General features: G+C 59.2%; 17 protein-coding genes. 12 read left to right on the top strand and 5 right to left on the bottom strand.

Annotated features, from left to right (window positions below; translation table 11 throughout):
• Positions 1-193: 193 nt before the first annotated feature.
• From IEI95_RS26375 to IEI95_RS26325, 11 genes are all read left to right on the top strand, one after another.
• Positions 194-1,966 carry a sensor histidine kinase gene (locus tag IEI95_RS26375; RefSeq protein WP_012654536.1) on the top strand — a complete coding sequence of 591 codons (1,773 nt, stop codon included), beginning with the start codon at positions 194-196 and terminating at the stop codon, positions 1,964-1,966.
• Complete coding sequence (locus IEI95_RS26370; RefSeq protein ID WP_156531648.1) at positions 1,963-2,421, top strand: HPr kinase/phosphatase C-terminal domain-containing protein; 459 nt, start codon at positions 1,963-1,965, stop codon at positions 2,419-2,421. The genes IEI95_RS26375 and IEI95_RS26370 overlap by 4 nt, the downstream gene beginning before the upstream one ends.
• A gap of 360 nt (positions 2,422-2,781) precedes the next feature.
• Positions 2,782-3,183 carry a PTS sugar transporter subunit IIA gene (locus IEI95_RS26365; RefSeq protein WP_012654538.1) on the top strand — a complete coding sequence of 134 codons (402 nt, stop codon included), beginning with the start codon at positions 2,782-2,784 and terminating at the stop codon, positions 3,181-3,183.
• Positions 3,184-3,197: 14 nt separating this feature from the next.
• Positions 3,198-3,473: an HPr family phosphocarrier protein gene (locus IEI95_RS26360; RefSeq protein WP_012654539.1), complete on the top strand. Its 276-nt coding sequence runs from the start codon at positions 3,198-3,200 to the stop codon at positions 3,471-3,473.
• 173 nt (positions 3,474-3,646) lie between these two features.
• Positions 3,647-5,047 carry an adenosylhomocysteinase gene (ahcY, locus tag IEI95_RS26355; protein WP_156531647.1) on the top strand — a complete coding sequence of 467 codons (1,401 nt, stop codon included), beginning with the start codon at positions 3,647-3,649 and terminating at the stop codon, positions 5,045-5,047.
• A gap of 391 nt (positions 5,048-5,438) precedes the next feature.
• Positions 5,439-7,991, top strand: coding sequence for a sensor histidine kinase (locus tag IEI95_RS26350; protein ID WP_420360089.1), 2,553 nt, complete (start codon positions 5,439-5,441; stop codon positions 7,989-7,991).
• Complete coding sequence (gene tsaE, locus IEI95_RS26345; protein ID WP_156531645.1) at positions 7,988-9,496, top strand: tRNA (adenosine(37)-N6)-threonylcarbamoyltransferase complex ATPase subunit type 1 TsaE; 1,509 nt, start codon at positions 7,988-7,990, stop codon at positions 9,494-9,496. The genes IEI95_RS26350 and tsaE overlap by 4 nt, the downstream gene beginning before the upstream one ends.
• 135 nt (positions 9,497-9,631) lie before the next feature.
• Positions 9,632-10,363, top strand: coding sequence for a nucleotidyltransferase family protein (locus IEI95_RS26340; RefSeq protein ID WP_156531644.1), 732 nt, complete (start codon positions 9,632-9,634; stop codon positions 10,361-10,363).
• Between the two features lie 4 nt (positions 10,364-10,367).
• Complete coding sequence (gene addB, locus IEI95_RS26335) at positions 10,368-13,553, top strand: double-strand break repair protein AddB (RefSeq protein WP_194417204.1); 3,186 nt, start codon at positions 10,368-10,370, stop codon at positions 13,551-13,553.
• A complete protein-coding gene (gene addA, locus IEI95_RS26330; protein WP_156531642.1) occupies positions 13,546-17,094 on the top strand; it encodes a double-strand break repair helicase AddA in 3,549 nt (1,182 codons plus the stop codon). Before addB ends, addA begins: the two co-directional genes overlap by 8 nt.
• A 255-nt stretch (positions 17,095-17,349) precedes the next feature.
• Positions 17,350-19,530: a malate synthase G gene (locus IEI95_RS26325; RefSeq protein WP_194417203.1), complete on the top strand. Its 2,181-nt coding sequence runs from the start codon at positions 17,350-17,352 to the stop codon at positions 19,528-19,530.
• 170 nt (positions 19,531-19,700) lie between these two features.
• On the opposite strand, the gene IEI95_RS26320 is transcribed toward IEI95_RS26325, so the two are convergent.
• Positions 19,701-20,399, bottom strand: coding sequence for a L,D-transpeptidase (locus IEI95_RS26320; RefSeq protein WP_156531640.1), 699 nt, complete (start codon positions 20,397-20,399; stop codon positions 19,701-19,703).
• A 176-nt stretch (positions 20,400-20,575) separates the two neighbouring features.
• On the opposite strand from IEI95_RS26320, the gene IEI95_RS26315 reads away from it, so the two are divergent.
• Positions 20,576-21,061 (top strand): MmcB family DNA repair protein, encoded by a 486-nt coding sequence (locus tag IEI95_RS26315; protein WP_041697305.1) that lies wholly within the window; start codon positions 20,576-20,578, stop codon positions 21,059-21,061.
• Positions 21,062-21,080: 19 nt separating this feature from the next.
• On the opposite strand, the gene IEI95_RS26310 is transcribed toward IEI95_RS26315, so the two are convergent.
• From IEI95_RS26310 to lhpI, 4 genes are all read right to left on the bottom strand, one after another.
• Positions 21,081-21,656, bottom strand: coding sequence for an ActR/PrrA/RegA family redox response regulator transcription factor (locus IEI95_RS26310; RefSeq protein WP_273545186.1), 576 nt, complete (start codon positions 21,654-21,656; stop codon positions 21,081-21,083).
• Between the two features lie 156 nt (positions 21,657-21,812).
• Positions 21,813-23,117: an ActS/PrrB/RegB family redox-sensitive histidine kinase gene (locus tag IEI95_RS26305; RefSeq protein WP_194417202.1), complete on the bottom strand. Its 1,305-nt coding sequence runs from the start codon at positions 23,115-23,117 to the stop codon at positions 21,813-21,815.
• Between the two features lie 36 nt (positions 23,118-23,153).
• Positions 23,154-25,616 carry an ATP-dependent helicase HrpB gene (hrpB, locus tag IEI95_RS26300; RefSeq protein ID WP_194417201.1) on the bottom strand — a complete coding sequence of 821 codons (2,463 nt, stop codon included), beginning with the start codon at positions 25,614-25,616 and terminating at the stop codon, positions 23,154-23,156.
• Between the two features lie 81 nt (positions 25,617-25,697).
• The gene (lhpI, locus tag IEI95_RS26295; RefSeq protein ID WP_194417200.1) at positions 25,698-26,654 is read right to left on the bottom strand and encodes a bifunctional Delta(1)-pyrroline-2-carboxylate/Delta(1)-piperideine-2-carboxylate reductase; all 957 of its coding nucleotides are present in this window, start codon (positions 26,652-26,654) and stop codon (positions 25,698-25,700) included.
• Positions 26,655-26,806 lie beyond the last annotated feature (152 nt).

Genomic DNA, 26,806 nt, shown 5'->3' with positions numbered 1-26,806 from the left:
CAGATTGAACCAGGCATGCTCTCAATTCTCTTGTTTTCGTTTGTCTTTTCGGGAAAACCGGTTTCCCTGACAAACTCTAGGACCAGGCCCGGTTGAGAATGAACGTTGACGGCAGACATGACGGTATTCGGTGGGATTCGATTGTCCCACAGGATAAGTGTGCCGTGTGAGGGGAATTCTATCCAAAAGGCCTATGGACGATAAGGACGGGGATCCCGGCGAGAGCCGCAGGCTGCCCTTGCGCCTGTCCTTTTCTCATCCCTTTACCTTGATCAGACGCATCTTCGGCAATGCCGTTTTCTCCAGTCTGACGCGACGGATCGTTTTCTTTAATCTTGCGGCGCTGATCGTTCTGGTCGCTGGTATCATGTATCTCAATCAGTTTCGCGAAGGGCTGATCGATGCGCGGGTGGAAAGCCTGCTGACCCAGGGGGAAATTATTGCCGGAGCGATTTCTGCCTCGGCATCGGTGGATACCAATTCCATCACCATCGATCCGCAAAAGCTGCTGGAATTGCAGGCGGGGCAAAGCATTACCCCGGTGCCGAATGACGAAGACCTGGAATTTCCCATCAAGCCGGAGCGGGTCGCCCCCGTGCTGCGCCGCCTGATTTCGCCGACCCGCACCAGGGCGCGGCTGTTTGATGCCGATGCCAATCTGCTGCTGGATTCGCGCCATCTCTATTCCCGCGGTCAGGTGCTGCGTTACGATCTTCCACCCGTCGAGGGGGATACCGGCAGCTGGACGGAATGGCTGGCCAAGCAATTCAATCGCATGCTGCAACCGAGCAATGTGCCGCTCTACAAGGAAGCGCCGGGCGGGGATGGATCAATCTACCCTGAAGTGATGAATGCGCTAACCGGGGTGCGCGGTGCCGTGGTGCGCGTGACCGAACAGGGCGAGTTGATTGTTTCCGTGGCGGTGCCGGTCCAGCGTTTCCGCGCCGTGCTCGGCGTGCTTTTGCTATCCACCCAGGCTGGCGATATCGACAAGATCGTCCATGCGGAACGCCTGGCGATCCTGCGGGTGTTCGGCGTGGCCACGCTGGTCAATATCGTGCTTTCTCTGCTGCTGTCCTCGACCATTGCCAATCCGCTGCGGCGCCTGTCGGCAGCGGCCATTCGCGTCCGGCGCGGCGCCAAGGAGCGGGAGGAAATCCCGGATTTCTCTGCGCGCCAGGATGAAATCGGCAATCTGTCGGTGGCCCTGCGGGAAATGACCACGGCACTTTACGACCGGATCGATGCCATCGAGAGTTTTGCCGCCGATGTCAGTCACGAGTTGAAAAATCCGCTGACGTCGCTGCGCAGCGCTGTTGAAACCCTGCCGCTTGCCAAGACCGATGTCTCGAAGCAGCGGCTTCTGGATGTGATCCAGCATGACGTCCGCCGGCTTGACCGGTTGATCAGCGATATCTCGGATGCCTCGCGGCTGGATGCAGAACTGGCGCGTACCGACGCGGCACCGGTCGATATGGAAGTCGTGCTTGGCAATCTGGTGGAGATTTCCAGGCAGATCCGCAGCAGCAAGAAGCCGGTCGATATCGAATATGTCGTGGAGCACAAGCAGGGCCAGAAGGTCCGCTATATCATCAACGGTCATGACCTGCGTATTGGCCAGATCGTCACCAACCTGATTGAAAATGCCCGTTCCTTCGTACCTGAAAAGGAAGGGCGCATCGTTGTGCGCCTGTCGCGCACCCGCAGCCGCTGCGTCGTGCAGGTGGAAGACAACGGTCCCGGTATCCTGGTCGAGAATATCGACCGGATCTTCGAGCGCTTTTATACCGACCGTCCCGATGGCGAAAGCTTCGGCCAGAATTCAGGGCTTGGCCTCTCCATCAGCCGGCAGATCGCCGAGGCGCATGGCGGATCGTTGCGGGCTGAAAACATCCTGGAGCCGGAAACTGCACGGATCCTCGGGGCCCGCTTCATCCTGACCCTGCCGGCAGAGCCATCTCCATGAACGAGAGCCGGCTCAACCTGCATGCAACCGGTGTCGTGCTGGGCAGGCGAGGCTATTTGATCATGGGGCCGAGTGGGTCGGGGAAGTCGCAATTGGCCCGCCTCCTGCTGGAAAATGCGTGGCAAAATGGCCTTTTTGCCGCTCTGGTGGCCGACGATAGGGTATGGCTGGAAGCCCGAGGCGGCAGATTGATCGCGTCCCGACCCCAGACAATTGCCGGGTTGATGGAAATCCGATTCAGCGGATTGGTGACCGTTCCAAGCCTCGATGCGGCGGTGATCGATGCCGTCGTCCTTTCGGTCGAGCCATCGTCGATGACGGAACGCCTGCCGCAAAGCGCTGAAAGCAGGTGTTTTTTTCCGGGTCAATCCTTACCTGTCCTTCGCCTATGCCCAGCTCATCATCCAAGCGTTGCGGGGCTGCAATGGTTGCTGGAGGCGTGGGCGTCAGATTAAAGGCGTGGCATCAAGACTATTTTGCACTTGCACTTCGTGTTTTCATCGCCAAGATGCACTGCACAGAATTGATCGGACAATATTGGAGTTTGTCAGGGAGAAGTTGAACGAGGTTTTCCCAAAAAGACAAACGAAAGCAAGATAAGCGAGAGGGTGTCAGGTTCAAACCGAACCTGACAGACTTCAGGGGTAAGTTATCGTTGATCAACAAGGTGTTGTTGCGCGTAAAGGTTGTGTGTTGGATTTTCAAATAGGGCTTTTCTTGTGCCAACGCGTGCCTTGCGAGACAACAGATTGGTGGACGAAACTATTGCAGTGCGATAACTGGCGGTCAGCAGTTGAGCAGGGAGCTATAAGCGAATGATCGGACTTGTGCTTGTCACCCATGGCAAGCTGGCTGAAGAATTTCATTATGCCGTGGAACATGTCGTTGGTCCGCAGAAATTCATCGAGACAATCTGTATCGGTCCGGAGGACGATATGGATCAGCGCCGCCAGGATATCCTGGATGCTGTGATGCGCGCCGATGATGGGCATGGGGTGATCATCCTGACGGATATGTTCGGGGGAACGCCTTCCAATCTCGCAATTTCGGTGATGAATACCGGGCGGATCGAAGTGATCGCCGGCGTCAACCTGCCCATGCTGATCAAGCTGGCGGGAGTGCGCGGCGAGAATGACATGGAAAAAGCACTCGTCGATGCGTCGGAAGCCGGCCGCAAATACATCAATGTGGCCAGCCGCGTTCTGAGCGGCAAATAGGAACGGCGGGTAATATGACCTCCTTCACCAGAGACCTGCTGATCGTCAACAAGCGCGGCCTTCATGCCCGGGCGTCCGCCAAATTCGTCCAGACGGTGCAGGGCTTTAATGCCGAAGTCACCGTCAGCAAGGATGGAACCACCGTCGGCGGAACCTCGATCATGGGTCTGATGATGTTGGCGGCGAGCCCCGGCTGCACGATTACCGTCGTTACCTCAGGCGAAGAGGCTGAAAAGGCAATCGACACGCTGGATGCGCTGGTGCGCGACAAGTTTGGCGAGGAAATGTAAACCAAGATCGAACATAAAGATATAAAGACCTCTTTATGTGATTATTGCCTTCCCCGACGTTCCCTGATACACGGATGACACTGGCCTGCCGCAGAATGGCGGGCGGCGCATAGGCCTGGCCATCTTTTCGGATGGGCGCTGGCCTTGCGTTTCAACCCGGTCTGGAGAACGCCATGAGCACTGTACAGGATTACATCGTCGCCGATATCGGCCTTGCGGATTACGGTCGCAAGGAATTGGATATTGCCGAAACCGAAATGCCGGGCCTGATGTCCTGCCGCTCGGAGCTTGGCGAAACCAAGCCGCTAAAGGGCGCCCGCATCAGCGGTTCGCTGCACATGACCATTCAGACAGCTGTGCTGATCGAGACGTTGACGGCGCTGGGCGCCGAGGTACGCTGGGCATCCTGCAACATCTTTTCCACCCAGGACCATGCCGCCGCCGCAATCGCTGCCTCGGGCGTGCCGGTCTTTGCCGTCAAGGGTGAAAGCCTGACGGAATATTGGGATTATACCGACCGGATCTTCCAATGGACTGATGGTGGCCAGTCCAACATGATCCTCGACGATGGCGGCGACGCCACCATGTATATCCTGCTTGGTGCGCGCGCCGAAGCCGGTGAAAATATTCTGGTCAACCCTTCGTCCGAAGAAGAAGAAATCCTGTTCGCGCAGATCAAGAAGCGCTTGGCAGCAACACCGGGCTTCTTTACCAAACAGCGTGACGCCATCAAGGGTGTCACCGAAGAAACCACGACAGGCGTCAACCGCCTCTACCAGCTCAGCCAAAAGGGCCTGCTGCCTTTCCCTGCTATTAATGTCAACGATTCCGTTACCAAGTCGAAGTTTGACAACAAATACGGCTGCAAGGAATCGCTGGTCGACGGCATTCGTCGCGCCACCGACGTGATGATGGCCGGCAAGGTTGCCGTGGTTTGCGGCTACGGTGATGTCGGCAAGGGCTCGGCTGCGTCGTTGAGCGGCGCTGGCGCCCGCGTCAAGGTCACGGAAGTGGATCCGATCTGCGCTTTGCAGGCCGCTATGGACGGTTTTGAAGTGGTGCGGCTTGAAGATGTCGTCAAGACGGCGGATATCTTCATCACCACGACCGGCAATAAGGATGTCATTCGCATCGAGCATATGCGCGAGATGAAGGACATGGCCATTGTTGGCAATATCGGCCATTTCGACAACGAAATTCAGGTTGTCGCGCTGAAGAACCTGAAATGGGTTAACATCAAGCCGCAGGTCGACATGATCGAATTCCCGGCGGGCAACCGGATGATCCTGCTTTCGGAAGGCCGATTGCTCAACCTCGGCAATGCCACGGGCCATCCGTCCTTCGTGATGAGCGCGTCGTTCACCAACCAGGTTCTGGCCCAGATCGAGCTTTTCACCAAGCCCGACGCCTATAAGAACCAGGTTTACGTTCTGCCGAAACATCTCGATGAAAAGGTCGCACGCCTGCATCTGGAAAAGCTCGGCGTCAGATTGACTGAACTTTCTGACGAACAGGCCTCCTATATTGGTGTCACGCCATCTGGCCCGTTCAAGGCTGACCACTACAGATACTAATCCGTAGCCAGATATACACAAGATATAGAAATCGCGGCCTTGACAAAGGCTGCGATTTCTTTTTTTCTTTGCCCCTTTTTTCAAAATCTTATCCACAGTATTGTTTTAAAACTTGATTCGTGTGCCTCGCAGGTGCGCAGGCAGTGTGTGGTGGCCGATTTTTTCCGGTCACGCTGCCTATGACCCCGTGAAGCAAAAAGCCGTTTGCATGACGTCACCCTCGGGTGATGCATTCGGCATGTGCACACGCGAAATGGGGATGTCTTGTCGGAATTGCGGCACAGTGGACGGAGACAGACCGGAAATGACGGTTCAGAAGAAATACCCGTTCCTACGGGGAAGGACGGGCCTACGGGGAAGGACGGGCCTACGGGGAAGCGCGGGTAAAACCATGCGCGCCGAATCTGCGTCCTTCGGGGACACAGGACCCAGCGCAGGCGCGGCCAGCGGCATCGCCGGACGTGGCTTCCTGCGTTTATCGCGCTGGTGGCTGCACGGGAGCACGGTTCTTGCTGGTGGGCTCGTGTGCCATTCTGCCCTAGCGCAAACGATTGCCGTGCCGCAGCTGAATGCGGGCGGCATCGGCACGTTTTCATCCACTGAAATGATTGGCCTTTCCCTGGTAATCGGCGCGATTTCCGCGACGCTTCTGTCCACACTCTGGCTGGTGCGTCAGCGCAACAGTATCGAGGCGGATAGCCGGGAGATACGATCGGCCCTGTCGGATGCCAACCAGCGCATTTCCCGTTATCAGGCGCTGATTGCCGACAAGAACCGTCGCATCGTCATCTGGGACGGTGGTGAAACCAAGCCGGAACAGCTGGGCCAATTGCCCGTTGAAACCGGCGCACCCCAGACCGAAGGCGATTTCTTGGCCTTTGGCCGCTGGATGAAGCCCGGTTCGGCCGCCGACCTGGACAATGCCATTGAGAAACTGCGCTTTAACGCCCAGAGCTTTGACCTGATCGTCGAGACCTATCGCGACGAGGTGCTGGAAGTGCAGGGCCGTGTTTCCGGCGGGCGGGCCTTTGCCCGTTTCGTGGCGCTCAATAATCTGCGCGCCGAACTGGCCGAGCTGAAGATCGAAAAGACCCGGCTCTCCACCGCCATCGAAACCTTCGAAAGCCTGCTGGAATCCGTCGAACAACCCGTCTGGCAGCGCGATTCCGAGGGGCGGCTGGTCTGGGTCAATCAGGCCTATAGCGATGCCGTTGAAGCGCTGACCCCTGATCAGGCCATACAGGAAGGCCGTGAAATCCTCAACACCATTACCCGGGAAAAGATCCGGGCGACGTTGACGCCGATTTCGCCTTACCACGATACGGTTTCCACCGTCGTGCATGGCAACCGCACGTTCTTTTCTGTGGTCGATACCAAGACGCCGAAGGGCTCTTGCGGCATGGCCATCGACGTATCGCGTGAAGAGGCGCTGCGCGAGGAATTGAGCCGCACCTTGAAAAGCCACGCCGAAACGCTGGATCATCTGGCAACGCCCGTGGCGATTTTCGACGGCGAACGGCGGCTGCAATTCTACAATCAGGCCTTCCAGCAGCTCTGGGATCTGGATCTTGCTTTCCTCGAATCTCGCCCCGACCATGCCGAATTGCTGGACCGGCTGCGCAGCGCCGGCAAGTTGCCGGAACAGTTGAGCTGGAAGGCATGGAAGGAAAACACCCTTTCTGTCTACCGCTCCATCGATACCCAGACCGTGCTATGGCACCTGCCCAACGGCCAGACCCTACGCGTCATCGCCTCTGCCCATCCGCAGGGCGGCGCCACCTGGGTGTTTGAGAACCTCACCGAACAGGTGGATCTCGAAACCCGCTATAATACGCTGGTCCGGGTTCAGGGTGAAACCATCGATCATCTGTCCGAAGGCGTTGCCGTTTTTGGTCCTGATGGCCGAATCCGGCTGTCCAATCCGGCCTTCCGGGCGCTCTGGGGCATTACCGAGACGCAGGCCGCACCAGGCACCCATATCCGCGCCATCGAAGAGGCCTGTGCTCTATCCTATGAAAAACCGGATGGATGGCGCGCCTTCGGCAAGATGATTACCAGTTTCGAGGATGAGCGGCCGTCCAGCCAAGGTACGATTGAGCTGATGTCCGGCCTGGTGCTGGATTACGCTGTCATCCCGCTGCCCAATGCCCAGACGATGCTGACCTTCGTCAACATTACCGACAGCGTTCGGGCGGAACGGGCGCTGCTTGAAAAGAATGAAGCCCTGCGCAAGGCTGACGAGTTGAAGAACGATTTCGTCCAGCATATTTCCTATGAACTGCGCTCGCCGCTCACCAATATCATCGGCTTTACCGATCTGTTGAAATCGACGGCCATCGGTCCGCTCAATGAACGGCAGGGGGAATATGTCGATCATATTTCCACCTCGTCTGCCGTTCTGCTGACCATCGTCAACGACATTCTCGACCTTGCCACAGTCGATGCCGGCATCATGCGGCTGACCTATTCGGATATCGATCTCACCGATCTTCTGGACGATGTGTCGATGCAGATGACCGACCGGTTGCAGGAAGGCGGCGTGACGCTGGAAATCCTTGCTCCGTCGCATCTGGGCGACATTGTCGCCGACCAGCAACGGCTGAAGCAGATCCTGATCAAGATCATCACCAATGCCGTGAACTTCTCGCCCGAAGGCGCCAAGGTCGTGCTGAAATGCTGGCGCGAAGATGCCGACTTCGTATTTTCGGTTTCCGATACCGGATGCGGCATTCCAGAAGATATGCTGCCATCGGTGTTCAAGCGTTTTTCCTCGAATGCCAAGGGTGGCAAGCGCACCGGGGCTGGCCTTGGCCTGTCGATTGTCGAAAGCTTCGTGCATCTGCATAACGGCACCGTGTCGATCAACAGTGTTCCCAACCAAGGCACCACGGTTCTTTGCCGAATTCCGTCCGGTGTGCTCGTCCATTCCGTCGCCGCAGAATGACAGGATTAGAGATATCGCTTCATCTTTCGCTTGCCGATGAGGCGGCGACGATCCAGCTCGGGGAAGATCTGGCGCTTGCCCTGAAGCGGGGGGACTGCCTTGCCCTGCATGGTGATCTCGGAGCGGGAAAGTCTACCCTTGCAAGAGCATTGCTGCGGGCCTTGGCCGATGACGATGATCTGGAAGTGCCAAGCCCGACTTTCACGCTGGTCCAAAGCTATGAGTTGCGCATTCCCGCTGCTCACTTTGATCTCTACCGGCTGGGTGATGCTTCCGAGCTTGATGAGCTGGGCTTTGATGAGGCGCTGGATACCGGCATTTGCCTCGTCGAATGGCCAGAACGGGCCGAAGGCCGGCTGCCGAAGACGACAATCGGCCTGCATTACGGTTTCCCCCCGGATGGCGGGCGTCAACTGACCATCAGCGGGCCTGAGGACAGGCTGAGCCGAATCCGGCGGGTGCTCGCTATCCGCACTTTCCTCGATGCCAATGGCATGGCGGGCGCCCGACGCCGCTTCCTGACTGGTGATGCGGACTACCGCGCCTATGAAACGGCAAGGATGGACGGTCAATCGCAGCGCATCGTGATGGACAGCCCCAAACGACCGGCCACACCGATCATCCGCCTCGGCAAGACCTACCCGGAACTCGTGCATCTGGCAGAAGACCACCGGGCTTTCGTGGCTATCGATCAACTGTTGAAGGATGCGGGGCTTACCGTCCCCAAGATTTATGCCAGTGACTCCGATGGCATTTTACTGATCGAAGATCTCGGTCAGGACGGCATTCTGGATGCACAGGGTCAGCCGGTCGCCGAGCGTTATATGGAAGCTGCTGCCGCGCTTGCTTTCCTGCATGGGCAAAATGTTTCACGTGAAATTTCTGTCTCGCCTGACCATATCCACCGCATTCCCGATTTCGATGCAGCGGCCATGGCGTTCGAGACGGAATTGCTGCTTGATTGGTATATGCCCTCTTCGCTCGGACGACAGCCCGATGACGAGGAACGCCAAGCCTATCTCGCTCTCTGGTCGGACATGTTTAGCCAGATCAGTGACCGCAGCAGTCTGGTGCTGCGCGATGTCCATTCCCCGAATCTCCTTTGGCAGGAAGGAAAACAGGGCATCGCCCGCGTCGGCCTGATCGATTTCCAGGATGCGATGATCGGTCCGGCTGCCTATGACGTCGCCTCCCTGATTCAGGATGCACGTGTCACCATCGAACCGGAGCTGCAAAAGCGGCTGCTTGAGCATTATCTGGCGCTGCGCCGTGCCGAAGCCGGATTTGATGAAAGCGCTTTTCGACGGGATTTCGCCATTATGGCTGCTCAGCGCAATTGCAAGCTGGTCGGGCTTTGGGTGCGGCTGATGAAACGCGATGGCAAGCCCGGCTATATGCAGCATATGCCCCGGACGCTCGCCTATCTCGGCGGCGTGCTGGAGCATGAGGCGCTCACGCCTTTGAAAGACTGGCTTTTGACACACGGCCTGTTGCCGCGCGCTTGAATCTTCATCCCCTGGAACAGTGGTTCTGGTCCTCTCGACAGTGGTTCTCTGGCGGGATTTGCGATAGAGCGTGTCTCGTAAAGATGATGCGTCACACACGAGCGATGCCGCAGATCGCTGACAGATACGAGAGCCATGAAGATTTCCCAAGCCATGGTGCTGGCCGCAGGGCTCGGCACAAGAATGCGTCCCATCACCGAAACCCTGCCGAAGCCTCTGGTGCGGGTGGCGGGCAAGACGCTGGTGGATTATGCGCTGGATCATTTGCAACAGGCGGGCGTAGAAACCGCTGTGGTCAACATTCACCATTTTCCAGAGAAAATGCTGGCGCATCTGGCCGGGCGCGATCAGCCGAGCATCGTGATTTCCGATGAGCGCGATGGCTTGATGAACAATGGCGGCGGACTGGCCAAAGGCATCAGGCATCTGGCTCCCGGCCCGTTGCTGGTGATGAATGCCGACCTGTTCTGGATCGGTGAGCCGAAGGACCAACCCACCAATCTGCAAAGACTGGCGGAAACCTTTGACCCGGCGCAGATGGATATGCTGATGCTATGCGTCACGTTGGAACAGACCACCGGCCATAATGGCAAGAATGATTTCAACCTCGGTGCTGATGGCAGGCTGACCCGCTACCAGGCGGGCGATCCAAACCCGGTGGTCTATGCCGGGGCTTTGGCCATGGAGCACGCCCTTTTAGACGATGCGCCGCAGGATGCTTTCAATCTCAATATCTATTTTGACCGGGCCATTGCCAAGGGGCGGTTGTTCGGGCTGATGCTTCAGGGCCATTGGCTGACAGTTGGTACGCCGGAGGCGATTGAAGAGGCGGAAACGGTGCTGGCCCGCCAGCCAAAGGACATCTGAAATAATGTCCAGCCTGCAAGCCCGCATCTTCACTATTCCCCCGGATCGGCCTTTCCTGCGGCTGATTGCCGAGACCCTGTGCGATGGCCGTCTCGCCCCCGGCTTTCGCTATGATCCAGCCGATCCCCTGTCCCTGTCCAAGGTCACGATCCTGGTGCCGACCCGGCGTGCGGTGCGCGTGCTGCGCGCTCAGTTCGTTGAGGTGCTGGGTGGCCAATCCGCCATTCTGCCGATGATCAAGCCCCTGGGTGAAGCCGAGGACGATGCCAGTTATTTTGACGCGGAAACCCCGGCGCTGCTGGCGTTGAACCCGCCGATCAGCAATACGGTGCGGCTGCTGGAACTGGCGCAGTTGATTCTTGCGTGGCGCAACAAGCTGCCGGATATCGTGTTGAGCATTCACACCGAAACCCCGCTTGTCGCTCCGGCCAGCCCGGCGGATGCCGTGTGGCTGGCGCGGGCGCTGGTGGAACTGATCGATTCGGTGGAAACCGAGGAGCGTGACTGGGCCGATCTCGACAAGCTCGATGCCCGTGATTTTGCCTCCTGGTGGCAGCTAACGCTGGCTTTCCTCGGCATAGCCAGCGCCTATTGGCCAGCCCGGCTGGAAGAGTTGAACCGGTCTTCGCCGGTTCTCCACCGCAATGCCTTGCTGCGCACCGAACGCGACCGTGTTGGTCACCTTTCTGATCCTCATCCGGTGATCGTCGCGGGCTCGACCGGCTCGATTCCTGCTGCGTCCGAGCTGATCGCGGCGGTGGCGCGCTTGCCCCAAGGGGTGATCGTGCTGCCGGGGTTGGACAAGGCCATGCCGGATGATCAGTGGCAAAGCGTTGGGGGTGAACAGCCTCCCGGCATGCCGCCGGAGCCAACTGCCCGCACCCATCCGCAATACGGTCTGCACCGGCTCTTAGGCCGTCTCGGCTTGACCCGTGACGACGTGGGCGTGCTGGAAGAGGCAGAACCAGACCTTGCTGACCGCAGCGAAATTCTCTCCCGGGCGCTGTCGCCTGCCAAGGCAACTGACCAATGGACCGCCTGGCGGCAGGCATTCGGGGATAACAGGTTTCAGGCCGCCTTTGCCGATGTGGCGCTGATTGAGGCGGCCAACGAGCGGGAAGAGGCGATTGCCATCGCCATTACCCTCAGGCTGGCCCTGGAGCGGCCCGGTGCCGATGGCGGAGAAAGCCGCGCCGCGCTGATTACCCCTGACCGCAACCTTGCGCGTCGGGTTGCTTCGGAACTGGCCCGATTCGGCATCGAGGCCGACGATTCGGCGGGTACGCCATTTTCGGCGACGCCGCAGGGCACGTTGCTGGTGCTGGTGCTGGAAGCGGTGTTGCGGCCCGGCGATCCCGTTGCCATCGTCTCCTTACTTAAGCACCCACTCGCCCGTTTTGGCTTGAGCGACGATGGACATCGTGAAGCCGCCGACGCTTTGGAGGCCATTGCGCTGCGCGGCGGCACCGGTGCCATCGACATCGCCGCGCTGGCACCGCTGTTCGATGAACAGGTGGTCGCCCAGTTCGATGACCGCCATCCGCCAGCCTGGCGGCGCTCTTTTACCAATCAGACCCGGCAGCAAGCACGGATACTGGCCGAGGCAATCGCAGAGGCGGTGGAACCGCTTGCCGGTCATGTCGTCGCCAAGCCGGATGGTCACCATTTCACCACCCGTTTGTCTTTGAGGGAATGGGCCGAGCGCACCGGTCAGGTGCTGGAGGCTGTGGCTCGCACCGATGAGGGTGATCTTGCTCCTCTTTGGGCCAATGAAGCCGGTGCCGTTTTGGCGCGACTGCTTAGCGAAATTATGGAAACCGATGGTCAGTTGAGCGCCGATGGTCCGCAATGGATCGAGATTGTCGCGGCACTGACCGCCAGCGAATCGGTCAAGCCGAAATCGCTGCGCCATCCGCGCGTGTTCATCTTCGGTGCGCTGGAATCGCGTCTGCAAAACGTCGATACGATGATCCTCGGTGGGTTGAACGAAGGATCATGGCCCGGCACCACCACCAATAATCCATTTCTGTCGCGCAGCATGAAAACCGAAATGGGACTGGAGCCGCCGGAACGGCAGATCGGCCAGCTTGCCCATGACTTCGAAATGGCCAATGGCACCCGCCAACTGATCTATTGCCGCGCCCTGCGGCAGGGATCGGCCCCCACCGTTGCCTCCCGCTGGCTGCAAAGGCTGCTGGCGCTGGGTGGCAAGGATTTTGCAGAGACGCTGAAAGCCAGAGGGGAGCGCTACCGTCATTTTGCCGAGTTGCTCGATAAAGGCGCAGATCAAGCCGCCGCCCAACGCCCGCAGCCAAAGCCACCGGCCGATCTGCATCCGAAAACCTATTCCTTCAGCGAGGTCGGGCGTCTCAGGCGCGATCCCTATTCGATCTATGCCCGCCGCATTCTGAAGCTCGATCCGGTTGAACCGTTCAACAGCGATCCCGGCGCCTCCGAACGCGGCACGCTCTACCATGCGATTGTTGAGCAATTCGTGGCGCGTATGCCCGAAAAGCTGGGGCCTGACGCTGAACAGTTGATGAGCGAGATTGCCGACACGCTGTTTGCCGAGGGAAATCTGCCACCGCATATTCACGTCGTCTGGCGCAAGCGCTTCTCTGAGGTTGGCCTCGCCTTTATCGAGTGGCAGCGCCAGCGTGATCCGGCCAAGCTGGTGACGGAAGCCCGCGCCGGGGTGGAACTCGGCGAGATCGATATCCGGCTCACTGGTATTGCCGACCGGATCGATATCCGGGCCGGGCACGCCGATATCATCGATTACAAAACCGGTCTTAACCCCAGCGTTTCCCAGGCCCGCAGCCTGCTTGATCCGCAATTGGCTTTGGAAGCTGCGGCCCTGACCATGGGGGCCTTCAAGGATGTCGGACGGCTGAATCCGGATAATTTGATTTATGTCCGGCTTCGGCCCGGCGGGCGCTTTAAGGCCGATCAGGTTAATAACGAGCTGACCGGCAAGGGCGACAAGGCAAAGTCGGCACTGGATCTGGCGCAGGAATCCATCGCGCAACTGACCCGCTTCGTCACCCTGCTGCAATCGGGTGAGCGCGGCTATGTCTCGCGGCTGATGCCAGCGATGATGAATGATTTCAGCGGCGACTACGATCATCTGGCCCGCGTCGCTGAATGGTCCACCGCTGAAGCGGCAGAGGAGAGCAGCAGCGATGACTGATCCGGACATGCTGCGCGATGGCGATGACCCCATTGACTGGACCACCCGGCAGCAATCGCTGGCCTCCGATCCGGCCCGGTCTGCCTGGGTCTCGGCCAATGCCGGGTCTGGCAAGACCCATGTGCTGACGCAGCGGGTGATTCGCCTGCTGCTGGCGGGTGCGCGACCCTCTTCGATTCTTTGCCTGACCTATACCAAGGCGGCGGCCTCTGAAATGTCGAACCGGGTGTTCGACCGGCTTGCCGAATGGGCGACCCTTCCCGACGAAGAGCTTGCCCGCCGTATCGAAACCATTGAACGCCAACCGCCTGACCGTATGAAGATTGCCGAGGCGCGACGGCTGTTTGCCCGCGCCCTGGAAACGCCGGGCGGCTTGAAAATCCAGACCATCCACGCCTTTTGCGAGGCGCTGCTGCACCAGTTTCCGCTGGAAGCCAATGTGGCCGGGCATTTTTCGGTGCTGGACGACCGCGCGGCCTCGGTGCTTTTGGCCGATGCCCGCCGGTCGCTGCTGACGGCGACCGCTGCCGAAGACGATGCAAACCTCGCCGAAGCCTTTGCCGAAGTGTTGAGCCTTGGCGATGAATTCGGGCTGGAAAACCTGCTGTCTGACATCGTTTCCAACCGCCATGCGGTACGCGGCTTTCTGGCGGTAGCCCGTCGAAAGGGCGGCGTGGAGAGTGCTTTGCGCAATGCCTTGGGCCTTCAGCCTGAAGAAACCGAGATATCGCTGGCCGAGGCCTATTGGCCGCTTCCCAGCCTCGCGGGGCCGCAGCTTTCCACCTATATCGATCTGGCACTCACCAAGGGCGGTTCCCTTGTCCAAGGCGTCGCCCTGACGCTGGAGCGCGCCGTGCGCCAGCCTGATTCGCTCGTGCGGGCGCAATTGCTGGAAGAGGCCTTTTACACGGGCTCCGACAAGCCGAAAGCCGACCGTTCGCTGATCGCCGCCGCCATGAACAAGGCGGCTCCTTATCTGTCGGAGGCGATTTTTGCGGCCCGCGACCATGTCGTCGCCTGCCGCGAACGCCTGCGGCTGCTTCGGCTGTTCAAGGCAACACGGGCGGCGCTAACGCTGGCCGAGCGGCTGGACCATGATTATGAAGAGTTGAAAAAGCGCAGCAGCCAACTGGATTTCGAGGATCTGATTGCCCGCACCGCCGAGCTTCTGACCCGCAGCACGGTTGGCCCCTGGGTGCATTACAAGCTGGATCAGGGCATCGACCATATTCTGGTCGATGAGGCGCAGGATACCAGCCCGGTACAATGGTCGGTGATCCGCTCGCTGCGCGAAGATTTTTTCTCCGGCCAGAGCGCCCGTCCGGTGCGCCGCACCTTCTTTGCTGTTGGTGATGAGAAGCAATCGATCTACTCCTTCCAAGGCGCAAAGCCGGAACGGTTTTCACAGGAAGCCCGCGAGACCGAACAGGAAGTGGCGCGTGGCGGCGAAAGCTTTAGCGCGGTGCGCCTGCCGCTATCCTTCCGCTCCACCAATGCCGTGTTGTCAGCCGTTGACCAGGTGTTTTCGGTTACCGAGAATGCCCGGGGCCTTTCGGCGGTTGCGGAACCAGTGGTGCATATGTCGAGCCGCATCGGCCATCCCGGCGCGGTCGAAGTCTGGGAAATGATCGCGCCGGAAGGCAGCGACAGTGAGGAGGATTGGACCGCCCCCTTCGATGCAACGCCGGAAAATGCCCCTTCGGCCATGTTGGCGCGGCGGATCGCCCAGCGGATCGAGATCATGCTGGCCCGCGAGACCATCGTGGAAAAGGGTGTGGAGCGGTCCATAGAAGCAGGCGACATCCTCATTCTGGTGCGCAAACGCGGCGCTTTCGTCAATGCGCTGACGCGAGCCTTGAAGCGGCGCAGCAATATTCCTGTGGCTGGAGCCGACCGGTTGCGGCTGACCGGCCATATTGCCGTGCAGGATCTGCTGGCGCTGGGGCGGTTCGTGCTGTTCACCGCCGATGACCTGTCGCTGGCGGCGCTGCTGAAAAGCCCGTTGTTCAACCTGAGCGAAGACGATGTATTCGAAGTGGCAGCGCGGCGCGGTGAAATCTCTGTCTTTGCCGAGATTGCCCGGCTGGCGGAGGCCGGATCAGAAAAATGGCAGGTGGCCCTTGCCCGTTTGCACCGCTATCTCGCCTTGGCGCGGGATCTTCTGCCGCATGATTTCTATGGTCGGGTGCTTGGTCCCCTGGGAGGCCGACGCGACTTTCTGGCTCGACTTGGCAGCGAGGTTAGCGACATCATCGATGAGTTCCTGACCTTTACTCTCTCCCATGAGCAGGCGGGCCTGCCGGGCCTGCAATCCTTCATCACCACGCTGGAGCAGGAAGCGCCTGAGGTAAAGCGCGAACAGGACAAGGAGCGCAGCGAGGTGCGCATCATGACCGTTCATGCCTCCAAGGGGCTGGAAGCGCCAATCGTGTTTCTGGTCGATGATGGCTCCAAAGCCTTCAACCATACGCATCTGCCAAAATTTCGGATGATCGAGACCGGAGCGCAGCCCCCGGAATGCCCCGTTTGGGTGCCGGTGAAAGCGGTTGATAATCCTCTGACCGCTGAGGACGTGGCAAAGCGAAAACAGGCCATTGAGGAGGAATATCGACGCCTGCTCTATGTCGGCATGACGCGGGCTGCCGACCGGCTGGTGGTCTGCGGCTATCGTGGCAAGCAGGTGCAGACCGAAATCTGGCACCAGATGGTCTGGTCGGCCCTGATGCTTGATACAGAACGGTGCCGGGAGCAACGCTTTGGCGGGCCGGAAGGCGACTGGACCGGGCTGCTCTGGGAAAATGCCGTCGTTCCGGGCCGCTTCGAACGACAGGAAAAACGCCCGGAAAAACGGCAGTTGGAAGCCTTGCCGGAGGCGCTGCTGCGCCCGGCGCCGCCACCGCCGCGTTTGCCACGGCCTTTAAGCCCATCAGGGGCCGGGATCGAGGTGAATGACGAGGACGGCGACCTGATGCTGCGCTCACCGCTGTTTAGCAAGGGTGAAGATGCAGGCCTTGCCCTGCAAAAGGGCCGATTGGTGCACCGGATGCTGCAAATGCTGCCGGGCCTGCCTGCCGATGAACGGATGGCCGCCGCCCGCCGTTATGGCGAGCGCGCCGCCCGGTTCTGGCCCGCCCATGAGCGCGTCCGCTTGGTGGATAGTGTTTTGGCTATCCTTGATCATCCGGCCTTGAGCGAGGTGTTTTCCAGCCATGCGCAGACGGAGTTTTCGCTGATGGGCACCATCCGGCTTGGCGCAGAACAGCGCGCCGTCTCGGCGCGAGTGGACCGAATGGCGGTTACGAACGAGAAAGTGATTCTGCTGGATTACAAGACCAACCGGCAGCCGCCGCGTCAGGAAAGTGAAGTGCCACTGTCCCATTCGGCACAGCTTGCAATCTACCGCGAATTGCTGAAGCCGCTCTATCCGGGAAAGGTGATCGATTGTTTGCTGGTCTATACCGAAGGGCCGCATGTAGTGGCGCTGACGGAGGCAGGTTTACATTGCGCATTACAGGAGCTTCAGACTTTTCAAAACACCTAGGGTTTGTCAGTCAAAAGTGTGGAGCGGTTTGGGGGATCGGCAATTCGTCTCGGACGCACCAAAAGGCTTATTTCCTCTTTCGCCCAAATTTGCATAGATATTTCAGATTTATGTCCGGTTGACAGCCAATCAAGAACGGGGATGGTAGCGTGGGGCGGCAAATGCAGTGGTGGCAGGAGCTTGATAGCGTCTGGCGCGCATTGCACCGCGAACAGGCTTTGCCCCTTGATGAATGGATGACCGCAGGAGGTTGAAATGGCGCGTGTCGAACAGTTTGGTCTGGCTATCGAGCAGGATCTCTATGATTTTCTGGTGAGCGAGGCCTTGCCGGGGACAGGCGTGGAGCCAGAGGCCTTTTTCCAGCATTTGTCCACCCTCGTGCACGAGCTTGCCCCGAAGAACCGCGCCCTGCTGGCCAAGCGCGATGCCTTTCAGGCGCAGCTGGACAACTGGTACAAGCAAAACGGCGCTCCCTCGGATCTTGCGGCTTACGAAACTTTCCTGCGTGATATCGGCTATCTCCTGCCGGAAGGACCGGATTTCTCCGTGACGACCAGCAATGTCGATGCGGAAATTGCTTCGATTGCCGGGCCGCAGCTTGTCGTGCCTGTGATGAATGCCCGTTATGCCCTGAATGCCGCAAACGCGCGTTGGGGTTCGCTCTACGACGCGCTCTACGGAACGGATGCGATCTCCGAGGCCGACGGTGCCGAAAAGGGCAGGGGGTATAATCCCAAACGTGGCGAAAAGGTTATTGCCTGGGCGCGGGCTTTCCTCGATCAGTCCGTGCCTCTGGCGGGTGGCCGCTGGGCGGATGTGGCGGGCCTTGCGCTTGCCGATGGCTATCTCGATGTGACGCTGATCTCCGGCGACAAGACCGGTTTGATGGATCCTTCGCAACTGGCGGGAACGTTCAGCGAGGACGCCAGCGTGACGTCTTATCTTTTGCGCCGCAATGGCCTGCATGTGGAAATCTGCATTGACGCCAAAGGCGCGATTGGTGCCGCCGATAAGGCGAATATCAACGATATCAGGCTGGAATCGGCGATTACCGCTATCATGGACTGCGAGGACTCGGTTGCCGCTGTCGATGCCGAGGACAAGATCCTGGCCTATTCCAACTGGCTCGGCTTGATGAAGGGCGATCTGGAGGAAGTGGTTGCCAAGGGCGATCATGTCTTTACCCGTACCCTCAACCCCGATCTCGAATTCACCGATCCGCAGGGCAAGCCGTTTACTGTAGCCAGCCGGTCGCTGATGCTGATTCGCAATGTCGGGCATCTGATGACCAATCCGGCTATTCTTGATCGCGATGGTGCCGAGGTGCCGGAAGGCATTATGGATGCGATGGTGACCGCGCTGATCGCGCTGCATGATATCGGCCTGAATGGACGGCGGCAGAACTCTCGCCAAGGCTCGATGTATGTGGTGAAGCCGAAAATGCATGGGCCGGAAGAAGTGGCTTTTGCCGTTGAAATCTTCACCCGTGTCGAACAGGCGCTGGGCATGGAACCCAATACGATCAAAATGGGGATCATGGACGAGGAGCGCCGCACGACGGTTAACCTCAAGGAATGCATCCGCGCTGCCAAGGACCGGGTGGTGTTCATCAATACCGGCTTCCTCGACCGCACTGGCGACGAAATCCATACCTCGATGGAAGCCGGGCCGATGATCCGCAAGGGCGATATGAAACAGGCCGCCTGGATTGCGGCTTATGAAAACTGGAATGTCGATATCGGTCTGCAATGCGGCCTGTCTGGTCATGCTCAGATCGGCAAGGGCATGTGGGCCATGCCGGACCTGATGGCAGCGATGCTGGAGCAGAAGATCGCTCATCCGAAAGCCGGGGCCAATACCGCCTGGGTTCCATCACCAACGGCGGCAACATTGCATGCCACCCATTATCATCAGGTGGATGTCGCGGCAGTCCAGGCCGGATTGAAGAGCCGGACGCGGGCCAAGCTCTCCGATATCTTGTCGGTGCCGGTGGCCTCCCGCCCCAATTGGACGCCGGAAGAAATTCAGCGCGAGCTGGATAACAATGCCCAGGGCATTCTGGGCTATGTGGTCCGCTGGATCGACCAGGGCATTGGCTGCTCGAAAGTGCCTGACATCAACAATGTCGGCCTGATGGAAGACCGTGCTACCTTGCGCATTTCCGCCCAGCACATGGCCAATTGGCTGCATCACGGTGTTGTCACCGAGGCGCAGGTTGTCGAAACGCTGAAACGGATGGCAGCCATCGTCGACAAGCAGAATGCAGGCGATAAGGCCTATCGCCCGATGGCTGCCGATTTCGACGTTTCCATCGCTTTCCAGGCGGCGCTTGATCTGGTGTTGAAGGGCAGGGAGCAGCCGAACGGTTATACCGAACCGGTCCTGCACCGCCGCCGACTTGAGTTGAAGGCCACGGCAATTCCAGCAAAAGTGTGAAGCGGTTTTGCGTCCGGAATTGCGCTGGCAAGAAGCCAATTCCAGCAAAAGTGTGAAGCGGTTTTGCGTCTGGAACGATGCGACGAAACAGGCTGAAATTTTCACGTGAAACACAAAAGCCGCCGGAGCAATCCGGCGGCTTTTCAGTCGAGGCTATTATATTATCGCAATCAGGACTGCTGAACGATGACCTTGGTGGCCTTGCCCGGCAGGACGCGGCTGTAGAGGTCGATGACATCCTGGTTGATCATGCGGATGCAGCCAGACGATGCGGCGGTGCCGATCGAAGCCCATTCCGGCGAACCGTGGATGCGGAACAGCGTGTCTTGGCCCTTGTCGTTGAACAGATACATGGCGCGGGCACCAAGCGGATTGCTGATGCTGGGGCCCATGCCGTTTTCGACATATTTGGCCACTTCCGGCTTGCGCACGGCCATTTCCTTCGGCGGATGCCAGGTTGGCCATTCCTGCTTCCAGGCAACATAGGCCTGACCCTGCCAGGCGAAGCCATCCTTACCGACGCCGATGCCGTAGCGGATCGCCTTGCCATTTGGCAGGACGTAATACAAGAAGCGTTCCTTGGTGTTGACGATGATCGTACCGGGCCGCTCTGTGGTGTCGAAAGCAATGATCTGACGGCGGAACTTCGGGTTGACCTTCTGGATCGGAATGCCGGGCAGCGCATAGCCAGCATCCGTAACCGGACCATAGGAATCATCGAAGATCTGTGCTGTTTCGACCGAGGCTGGCGCGACAACAGGCGCGGCTTCAGCGGTCTTTTTGCTGTCAGCTTCCGACGTGGTGGAGCAGCCAGTGATGGCGAGGGTGGAGAATAGACCGAGCACGGTCAGTGCATTGCGGATTCGCATGGGAGGCTCATCGACTTTCGGGCGGGAAATGATCTGTGTTACCAGCTTTGATAGTGGTATATTTTTGATTACAGTGGAGTTTGCAAGGGAACAGAAGACCCATGCCGTCTCTGGCCTCGCAAATTGCTGAAGACTGGCTTTTTTGCAACAGACTTGCGGCCTGCTAAGAGAAGATTATGACGATTCTTACTATTTCCGTTAAGAATACATTAATCGACGGACGGCAGTCCGAACGTGCCTTAATGATTCGCCGTGGCACGCAATTGCTTCTCGATCAGATGCGCCATGCCGTGCTGCCGGAGCTTTCGCTGGCCAGCGGCCGCCGCGCCGACCTGATCAGCGTCTCGGATAAGGGTGAGATCTGGATTACCGAGATCAAATCCTCGATCGAGGATTTCCGGGTCGACCGCAAATGGCCGGATTATCGCCAGCATTGTGACCGGCTGTTTTTCGCCACGCTACCCGATGTGCCGCAGGAGATATTTCCGCAAGAGTGCGGCCTGATCGTCTCAGACGGCTATGGGGCGCATCTGTTGCGCGATGCACCGGAACACAGGCTTGCCCCAGCCACCCGCAAATCCGTGATGCTGGCGTTTTCGCGTGCGGCAGCCCAACGGTTGATGCGGGCCGAATGGGATGCCGCCCCGCAATTTCTGCCCTGATTGTTTCGGCGCACGCTTGTTACTTTGGTGCGCGCTTGGCGAGAATCCGTTGCAGGGTGCGGCGGTGCATGTTCAGCCGCCTTGCGGTTTCCGAGACATTGCGCTCGCAGGCCTCATAGACCCGCTGGATATGTTCCCAGCGCACCCGGTCGGCAGACATCGGATTTTCCGGCACATCGGCCTTTTCGCCTGGACGCTGGGTCAGGGCGTTGAAGACATCGTCGGCATCGGCAGGTTTCGACAGATAATCCACCGCGCCGAGTTTGACGGCGGTGACGGCGGTGGCAATATTGCCGTAGCCGGTCAGCACGATAATCCGCGTGTCGGTTCGGCTTTCGCGAATGGCCTGGATCACATCAAGACCATTGCCATCGCCAAGCCGCAGGTCGACCACGGCATATTTCGGTGCTGCGGTCTTGGCCTTGGCAATGCCTTCCGCCACAGAAGAGGCAATATCCACTTTAAAGCCACGGGTTTCCATGGCGCGGGCCAGCCGTCGCAGAAAGGGCTGGTCGTCATCGACTATCAACAAGGTGGCGTCCGGGCCGAGATCGGCAGCGCCCTCTTCGTGGGTGATCGGCATATCCTGGGTCATGTTCTTTCAATCCTAGAGCATTTCCAGGAAAAGAGGAAACCGGTTTTCCGTCCGGAAATGCTAAAACAAAGAGTTAGAGCGTTGCTGCGATTCCATGAAGAGCAGAAACGCTCTAACGTCCGCAGCGTTATTGCGCACTCGCCTCTGTCGGTAAAGTCACTTTGTCGGTGTTTCCATTTCCCGGCGCGGCCAGCGCACCGTTACCCGCGCCCCCGGGCTGGAAGTGCCCCGATTTTCAAAGGTCAGGACAGCGCCGGAACGCTCCAGCAGGGTCTTGGCAATGAACAGCCCTAGCCCCAGCCCACCCGCCCGCGCATCGCTTTTGCGGCTGGTGACATAAGGCTCGCCGATTCTCAGCAGAATATCGGGCGCAAAGCCTTCTCCATCGTCCTCGATCATGATCGTCACATGACGGTTGTCATGCTCTACAGTGATGGTGACCTGATCCCGAGCATAGTCCAGGGCGTTCTCGATCAGGTTGCCAAGTCCGTAGAGAATGCCGGGATTGCGGTTACCCACCGGCTCGCTGGCGCGTTCGGAAACCTCCACCACCGTCAGCTTTATGCCGAAGTCCCGGTGAGGCGCGATCACTTCCTCAATCAGCGACGAGAGCGGCAATTGCCGCATATGCGCCTCATCCTCGGCGGACAGGGTGGTCAACCGCTTGAGAATGTCACGGCAACGTTCGCTCTGGCTGCGCAGCAGCTGGACGTCCTCGCCGAAGCGTGGGTCCTTGCCCAATTCCCGTTCCATTTCCTTGGCAACGACGCTGATCGTCGCCAGAGGTGTCCCCAATTCATGGGCGGCGGCGGCGGCCAGCCCATCCAGCTGGGAAAGATGCTTTTCCTTTTGCAGCACCAATTCGGTTGCCGCCAGCGCATCGGCCAGAAGATTGGCCTCTTTGGACACCCGATAGGCATAGAAGGCAGCAAATGCGGTCATCGACACGATAGAGCACCAGATTGCCACCAGCATGACTGGGCCGCCGCGATCAATATAGTCGGCATACCAGGGCAGGGGAAAAGGCGTGAAAGCCTGCACAGAGATACAAATCATCGCCAGGCCCAGCAAGGCCATGGAATGGCGCAGCGGCTGGGAGGCAAAAACCACGATGACCGGTACGCAGATCAGTGGCGCGAAGGGATTGGCCAGCCCGCCGGTGATAAACAGCAGAGCGCCCATCTGGCAGAGATCCAGCGCCAAAATCGCCAGTGTCCAAATCGGTTCCAGCCTCTGGGTGGACGGAAAGGCCAGTTGCAGCAGGAAATTCACCACTGCCAATGCGCCGATCAGAATGGCGGCGGCCAGTACCGGCATCGGAAATTGCAGAACCAGCGCGACAATTGCCAGGGTGATGGTCTGCCCTGCGACCGCCAGCCAGCGGAGCCGAACCAGCGTTTCAAGCCGCAATCTGCGGCTGGATGTACCAAAATGCATGCGAATATCCGTCTTTGCGCTCATTCACGTTCCCCCCGCCCGTCCTCCTTCGGGCAGGATCTATGTACCACGCGGTTTTGCCCGTGTCGTGGGGGCAGCAGCGGCAGGGTCGTCCGGCCAGGGGTGGCGGGGATAGCGCCCACGCATGTCAGCGCGCACGTCGCTCCATGATCCGGCCCAGAAACCAGGCAGGTCACGGGTCGTCTGGATTGGCCGATGCGCCGGTGACGTCAGTTCCAGCAGCAGCGGCAACCGCCCGCCACCAATGGCCGGATGGTTTTTAAGGCCAAACAATTCCTGAACGCGGATCGTCAGCTTTGGCTCGTCGCCGTCATATTGGATCGGATGGCTCATGCCGGTCGGCGCGGTAAAATGGGTCGGCGCCATCTGGTCCAGATCACGCTGCGCCTCGTAAGGCACCAGCGCCTTCAGCCCATTGATGATCCCGCCCATGGAAATATCGACAAGGCTGCGGACACCGGTCTGGAAGGGAATGAACCAGTCCTCAAGCCGCTCCAGCAAGGCCTCGTCACTCATGTCCGGCCACGGAGCTCCGAGCGTGCGATGCAGAAAACCGATGCGCTGGCGCAATTGCTCGGCATTTTTGCTGAAATCCAGGCGTTCGAGACCCAATTGCCGCAACCCTTCTGCCAATGCCTTTGTGGCACCTTCGCCACTGGGGCGCCCTAGCGGTGTTTCCTCCAGAATGATCGCACCGATCCGCTTGACGCGCCGAGCGCGGACCTGGCCGCTTGGCGGGTCGAAAAAGCTCTCATCGCCCTGAATGATTGCCTCCGGCAGGCTCTCTTCTATATCGGAAAGGCGGATTTCCGCTGCGCTCAGGATTCGCCCCTGCGCTGCCCGCCCGGTCAGATCGGCAATGACAAGCATGTCGCTTGCCGCCAGCCGTTCGGTTTGCGCCAGTTCCGCACCGCGCCCATTTGCCATGACATATCGCCCGGGTGCGCCCCGTTTCAGCGCGATCCGGTCGGGATAAGCATGTAAAAGCAGCACCCCGGCCAGCGCCGGGGTGGCGGCAACCTGACGTTTCGACAAGTCTTTCGTCAACCGATCCGCCAGCTTGCGCGCTGCACTGGCCCGCTCGCTGCGGTCCGACCGAAATCGGCGCAGGCGTTCTTCCAGGTCGATATCCGTTCCACCCAAACCTTGTTCTGTCAGCAGGACGGCGATCTCGCTGGCTGTTTTGGCCTGTCCCTGTTCTGCGGCGGCAATCACCATGGCGGCAAGCCTCGGCGGCAGGCCAAGGCCGCGCATGATCTTGCCTTTGGCCGTCAAGTGTCCCTGATCATCCAGTGCGCTAAGAGCCACCAGCAGGTTCCGCGCCTCCTTCAAGGCGGCGGCGGGCGGCTGATCGATAAAGGATAAAGCAGAAGCATCGGTCACGCCCCAATGGGCCATGTCCATCACCAGACCGGACAGATCACTGGCGAGAATTTCCGGCGGGGTAAAGGCTGGCATCGCTGCCGTTTGACCGGCATGCCACAGCCGGATGGCGATACCCGGCTCGGTTCGACCGGCACGTCCGGCCCGCTGGTCGGCGGACGCGCGCGAAACGCGGGTGGTTTCCAGTCGCGTAATACCCGTCGAGGGTTCGTAGACCGGCAGGCGTTGCAGCCCGCTGTCGATGACGATCCGTACTCCATCGATGGTGATCGAGGTTTCGGCAATCGATGTGGCCAGAACCACTTTGCGGGCGCCGGGAGTGGTTGGCTTGATGGCCTGGTCTTGCTCGGCTTGTGAAAGATTGCCGTAAAGCGGCGCAATCAAAGTTGCGGTTGGCAACCGGCCCTCCAGCCGCTCCGCCACGCGGCGGATTTCGGCCTGACCGGGCAGAAAGGCAAGGATCGACCCGCTTTCATTGGCATGGGCATCGAGAATGGCACTGGTGACGCTGTCTTCAATCCGCTCAGTGCCGGGCCGGTCGCGGTGGCGGATATCGATGGGAAAGCTGCGCCCCGCACTTTCCAGCACCGGTGGGTCCTGCATCAGGCCTGCCACCCGCTGCACATCCAGCGTCGCTGACATGACGATCAGCCGCAAATCATCGCGCAGGGCGGATTGGCAATCCAATGCCAGCGCCAGGCCGAAATCCGCATCCAGTGACCGCTCGTGAAATTCATCAAACAGCACGGCGGCGATGCCTGACAGTTCGGGGTCCTCCAGAATCATCCGGGCAAACACGCCCTCCGTGACCACTTCAATCCGCGTCTTGGCAGAGATGCGGTTATCGAGCCGCATTCTGTAGCCCACCGTTTCACCCACAGTCTCGCCGATCAGGGAGGCCATGCGGGAGGCCGCAGCACGCGCGGCCAGCCGCCTTGGCTCCAGCAGAATGATCCGGTTATCGCCCCGCCATGGCTGGTCGAGCAGGTAGAGTGGAACAAGCGTCGTTTTGCCTGCCCCTGGAGGAGCGGAAAGAACGGCACGGTTTCCCTCTCGCAATGCCTTCGCCAAAGGGGGCAGGATTTCACTGACGGGATAAGGAGGAAGAGAGAATGCCATGGAATTGCGTATCACTGTATATGTCAGGGAAATCGAAACCGGCTCAACCGATCGGCAGCTCTTCCTTGAAAGAGTCAAACCTCACAGCCGACCCTGCCGGGCCTTTACGGTTTCATACGCCAGAATGGCGCCTGCGAGATCTTCTAGCGCAGCGCCAACGGATTTGAACAGTGTAATTTCCTCTGCGTTCTTACGCCCATCGACAGTGCCTCTGACAAGCTCCGCGAGTTCACCTTGAATCTGCTCTGCGGTCAGACTGCCATTGCGGAGCGGCTGTACGATATCGCCAGCCTCAGCCATCGCGCCTGCGCGGGTATCGACATAGACGCGCGCCCTTCGAATAGCCGTATCATCCGCCTCGCGCATGACAGGCCGGAAACCACCAACGAGATCGACATGGGCGCCAGGTTTAAGCCAGTCTCCTTCAATCAACGGATCGGTTGTCAGGGTGGCGCAGGAAATAATATCCGCCTGCTGCGCAACCTCTTCAAGCCCTGTCACAGCCTGAGCAGAAAAACCGAGCTCACGGGCTGCGGCTGCCGTTTCTTCTGCCTTGGCTGAATTGCGGCCCCAGATAGAAATCTGGGTGAGCGGTCGGATGGACGCATGGGCTTCTATAAGATGGAGTGAAAGACGTCCCGTTCCCACCATCACCATATGCGATGCATCCTCCCGCGCCAGATAGCTTGCCGCCAGGGCAGACGCCGCCGCAGTGCGCCGTGCTGTCAGAACCCCGCCATCAATAAGAGCCAGCATCGCTCCTGTTTCGCCCGAGGTCAGCAAATAGCCTCCCTGCACAGCGGGAAGACCAGAGAGATGATTGTCCGGAAAAACGGAAACCAGCTTGACCCCACAATATCTGCCGGGCAGCCAGGCGGGCATCAAGAGCAGGGTGGCATCGGCACGTCCGGGCACTTCCACTGTATGATGATGCCGGACCGGCATCCGGCAGTCGCAAGCGAACATATCCTTCAAGGCACCGATCAGATTAGCCCAACCCAGCGCATGCGCCGTCTCATCCTCATTCAACACAAGCATAGTGTGGTCTCCAAACCAATGATTGGTCAGAACCTTAGCAAGTTCGCCGTCACGGAGAAGAAAAGAACGTGTTCTAAGATGGTGATTCCCATCGAAAACCGGTCCACACGCATGCCTCCCGTAAAAATCCGCTGATATTTCTGTTTATTTTC

Origin of the sequence: Agrobacterium vitis (assembly GCF_014926405.1) — a bacterium.
In the GTDB taxonomy this organism is placed as follows: Bacteria; Pseudomonadota; Alphaproteobacteria; order Rhizobiales; family Rhizobiaceae; genus Allorhizobium; species Allorhizobium vitis_H.
The sequence above is the reverse complement of the archived record's forward strand: the minus strand, read 5'-3'. Positions and strand labels throughout refer to the sequence as shown.

Bases quoted from the DNA above. Each gene is read 5' to 3' on its own strand.
- IEI95_RS26375 (WP_012654536.1), top strand. From the start codon at position 194: ATGGACGATAAGGACGGGGATCCCGGCGAGAGCCGCAGGCTGCCCTTG.
- IEI95_RS26370 (WP_156531648.1), top strand. From the start codon at position 1,963: ATGAACGAGAGCCGGCTCAACCTGCATGCAACCGGTGTCGTGCTGGGC.
- IEI95_RS26365 (WP_012654538.1), top strand. From the start codon at position 2,782: ATGATCGGACTTGTGCTTGTCACCCATGGCAAGCTGGCTGAAGAATTT.
- IEI95_RS26360 (WP_012654539.1), top strand. From the start codon at position 3,198: ATGACCTCCTTCACCAGAGACCTGCTGATCGTCAACAAGCGCGGCCTT.
- ahcY (WP_156531647.1), top strand. From the start codon at position 3,647: ATGAGCACTGTACAGGATTACATCGTCGCCGATATCGGCCTTGCGGAT.
- IEI95_RS26350 (WP_420360089.1), top strand. From the start codon at position 5,439: ATGCGCGCCGAATCTGCGTCCTTCGGGGACACAGGACCCAGCGCAGGC.
- tsaE (WP_156531645.1), top strand. From the start codon at position 7,988: ATGACAGGATTAGAGATATCGCTTCATCTTTCGCTTGCCGATGAGGCG.
- IEI95_RS26340 (WP_156531644.1), top strand. From the start codon at position 9,632: ATGAAGATTTCCCAAGCCATGGTGCTGGCCGCAGGGCTCGGCACAAGA.
- addB (WP_194417204.1), top strand. From the start codon at position 10,368: ATGTCCAGCCTGCAAGCCCGCATCTTCACTATTCCCCCGGATCGGCCT.
- addA (WP_156531642.1), top strand. From the start codon at position 13,546: ATGACTGATCCGGACATGCTGCGCGATGGCGATGACCCCATTGACTGG.
- IEI95_RS26325 (WP_194417203.1), top strand. From the start codon at position 17,350: ATGGCGCGTGTCGAACAGTTTGGTCTGGCTATCGAGCAGGATCTCTAT.
- IEI95_RS26320 (WP_156531640.1), bottom strand. From the start codon at position 20,399: ATGCGAATCCGCAATGCACTGACCGTGCTCGGTCTATTCTCCACCCTC.
- IEI95_RS26315 (WP_041697305.1), top strand. From the start codon at position 20,576: ATGACGATTCTTACTATTTCCGTTAAGAATACATTAATCGACGGACGG.
- IEI95_RS26310 (WP_273545186.1), bottom strand. From the start codon at position 21,656: ATGACCCAGGATATGCCGATCACCCACGAAGAGGGCGCTGCCGATCTC.
- IEI95_RS26305 (WP_194417202.1), bottom strand. From the start codon at position 23,117: ATGAGCGCAAAGACGGATATTCGCATGCATTTTGGTACATCCAGCCGC.
- hrpB (WP_194417201.1), bottom strand. From the start codon at position 25,616: ATGGCATTCTCTCTTCCTCCTTATCCCGTCAGTGAAATCCTGCCCCCT.
- lhpI (WP_194417200.1), bottom strand. From the start codon at position 26,654: ATGCTTGTGTTGAATGAGGATGAGACGGCGCATGCGCTGGGTTGGGCT.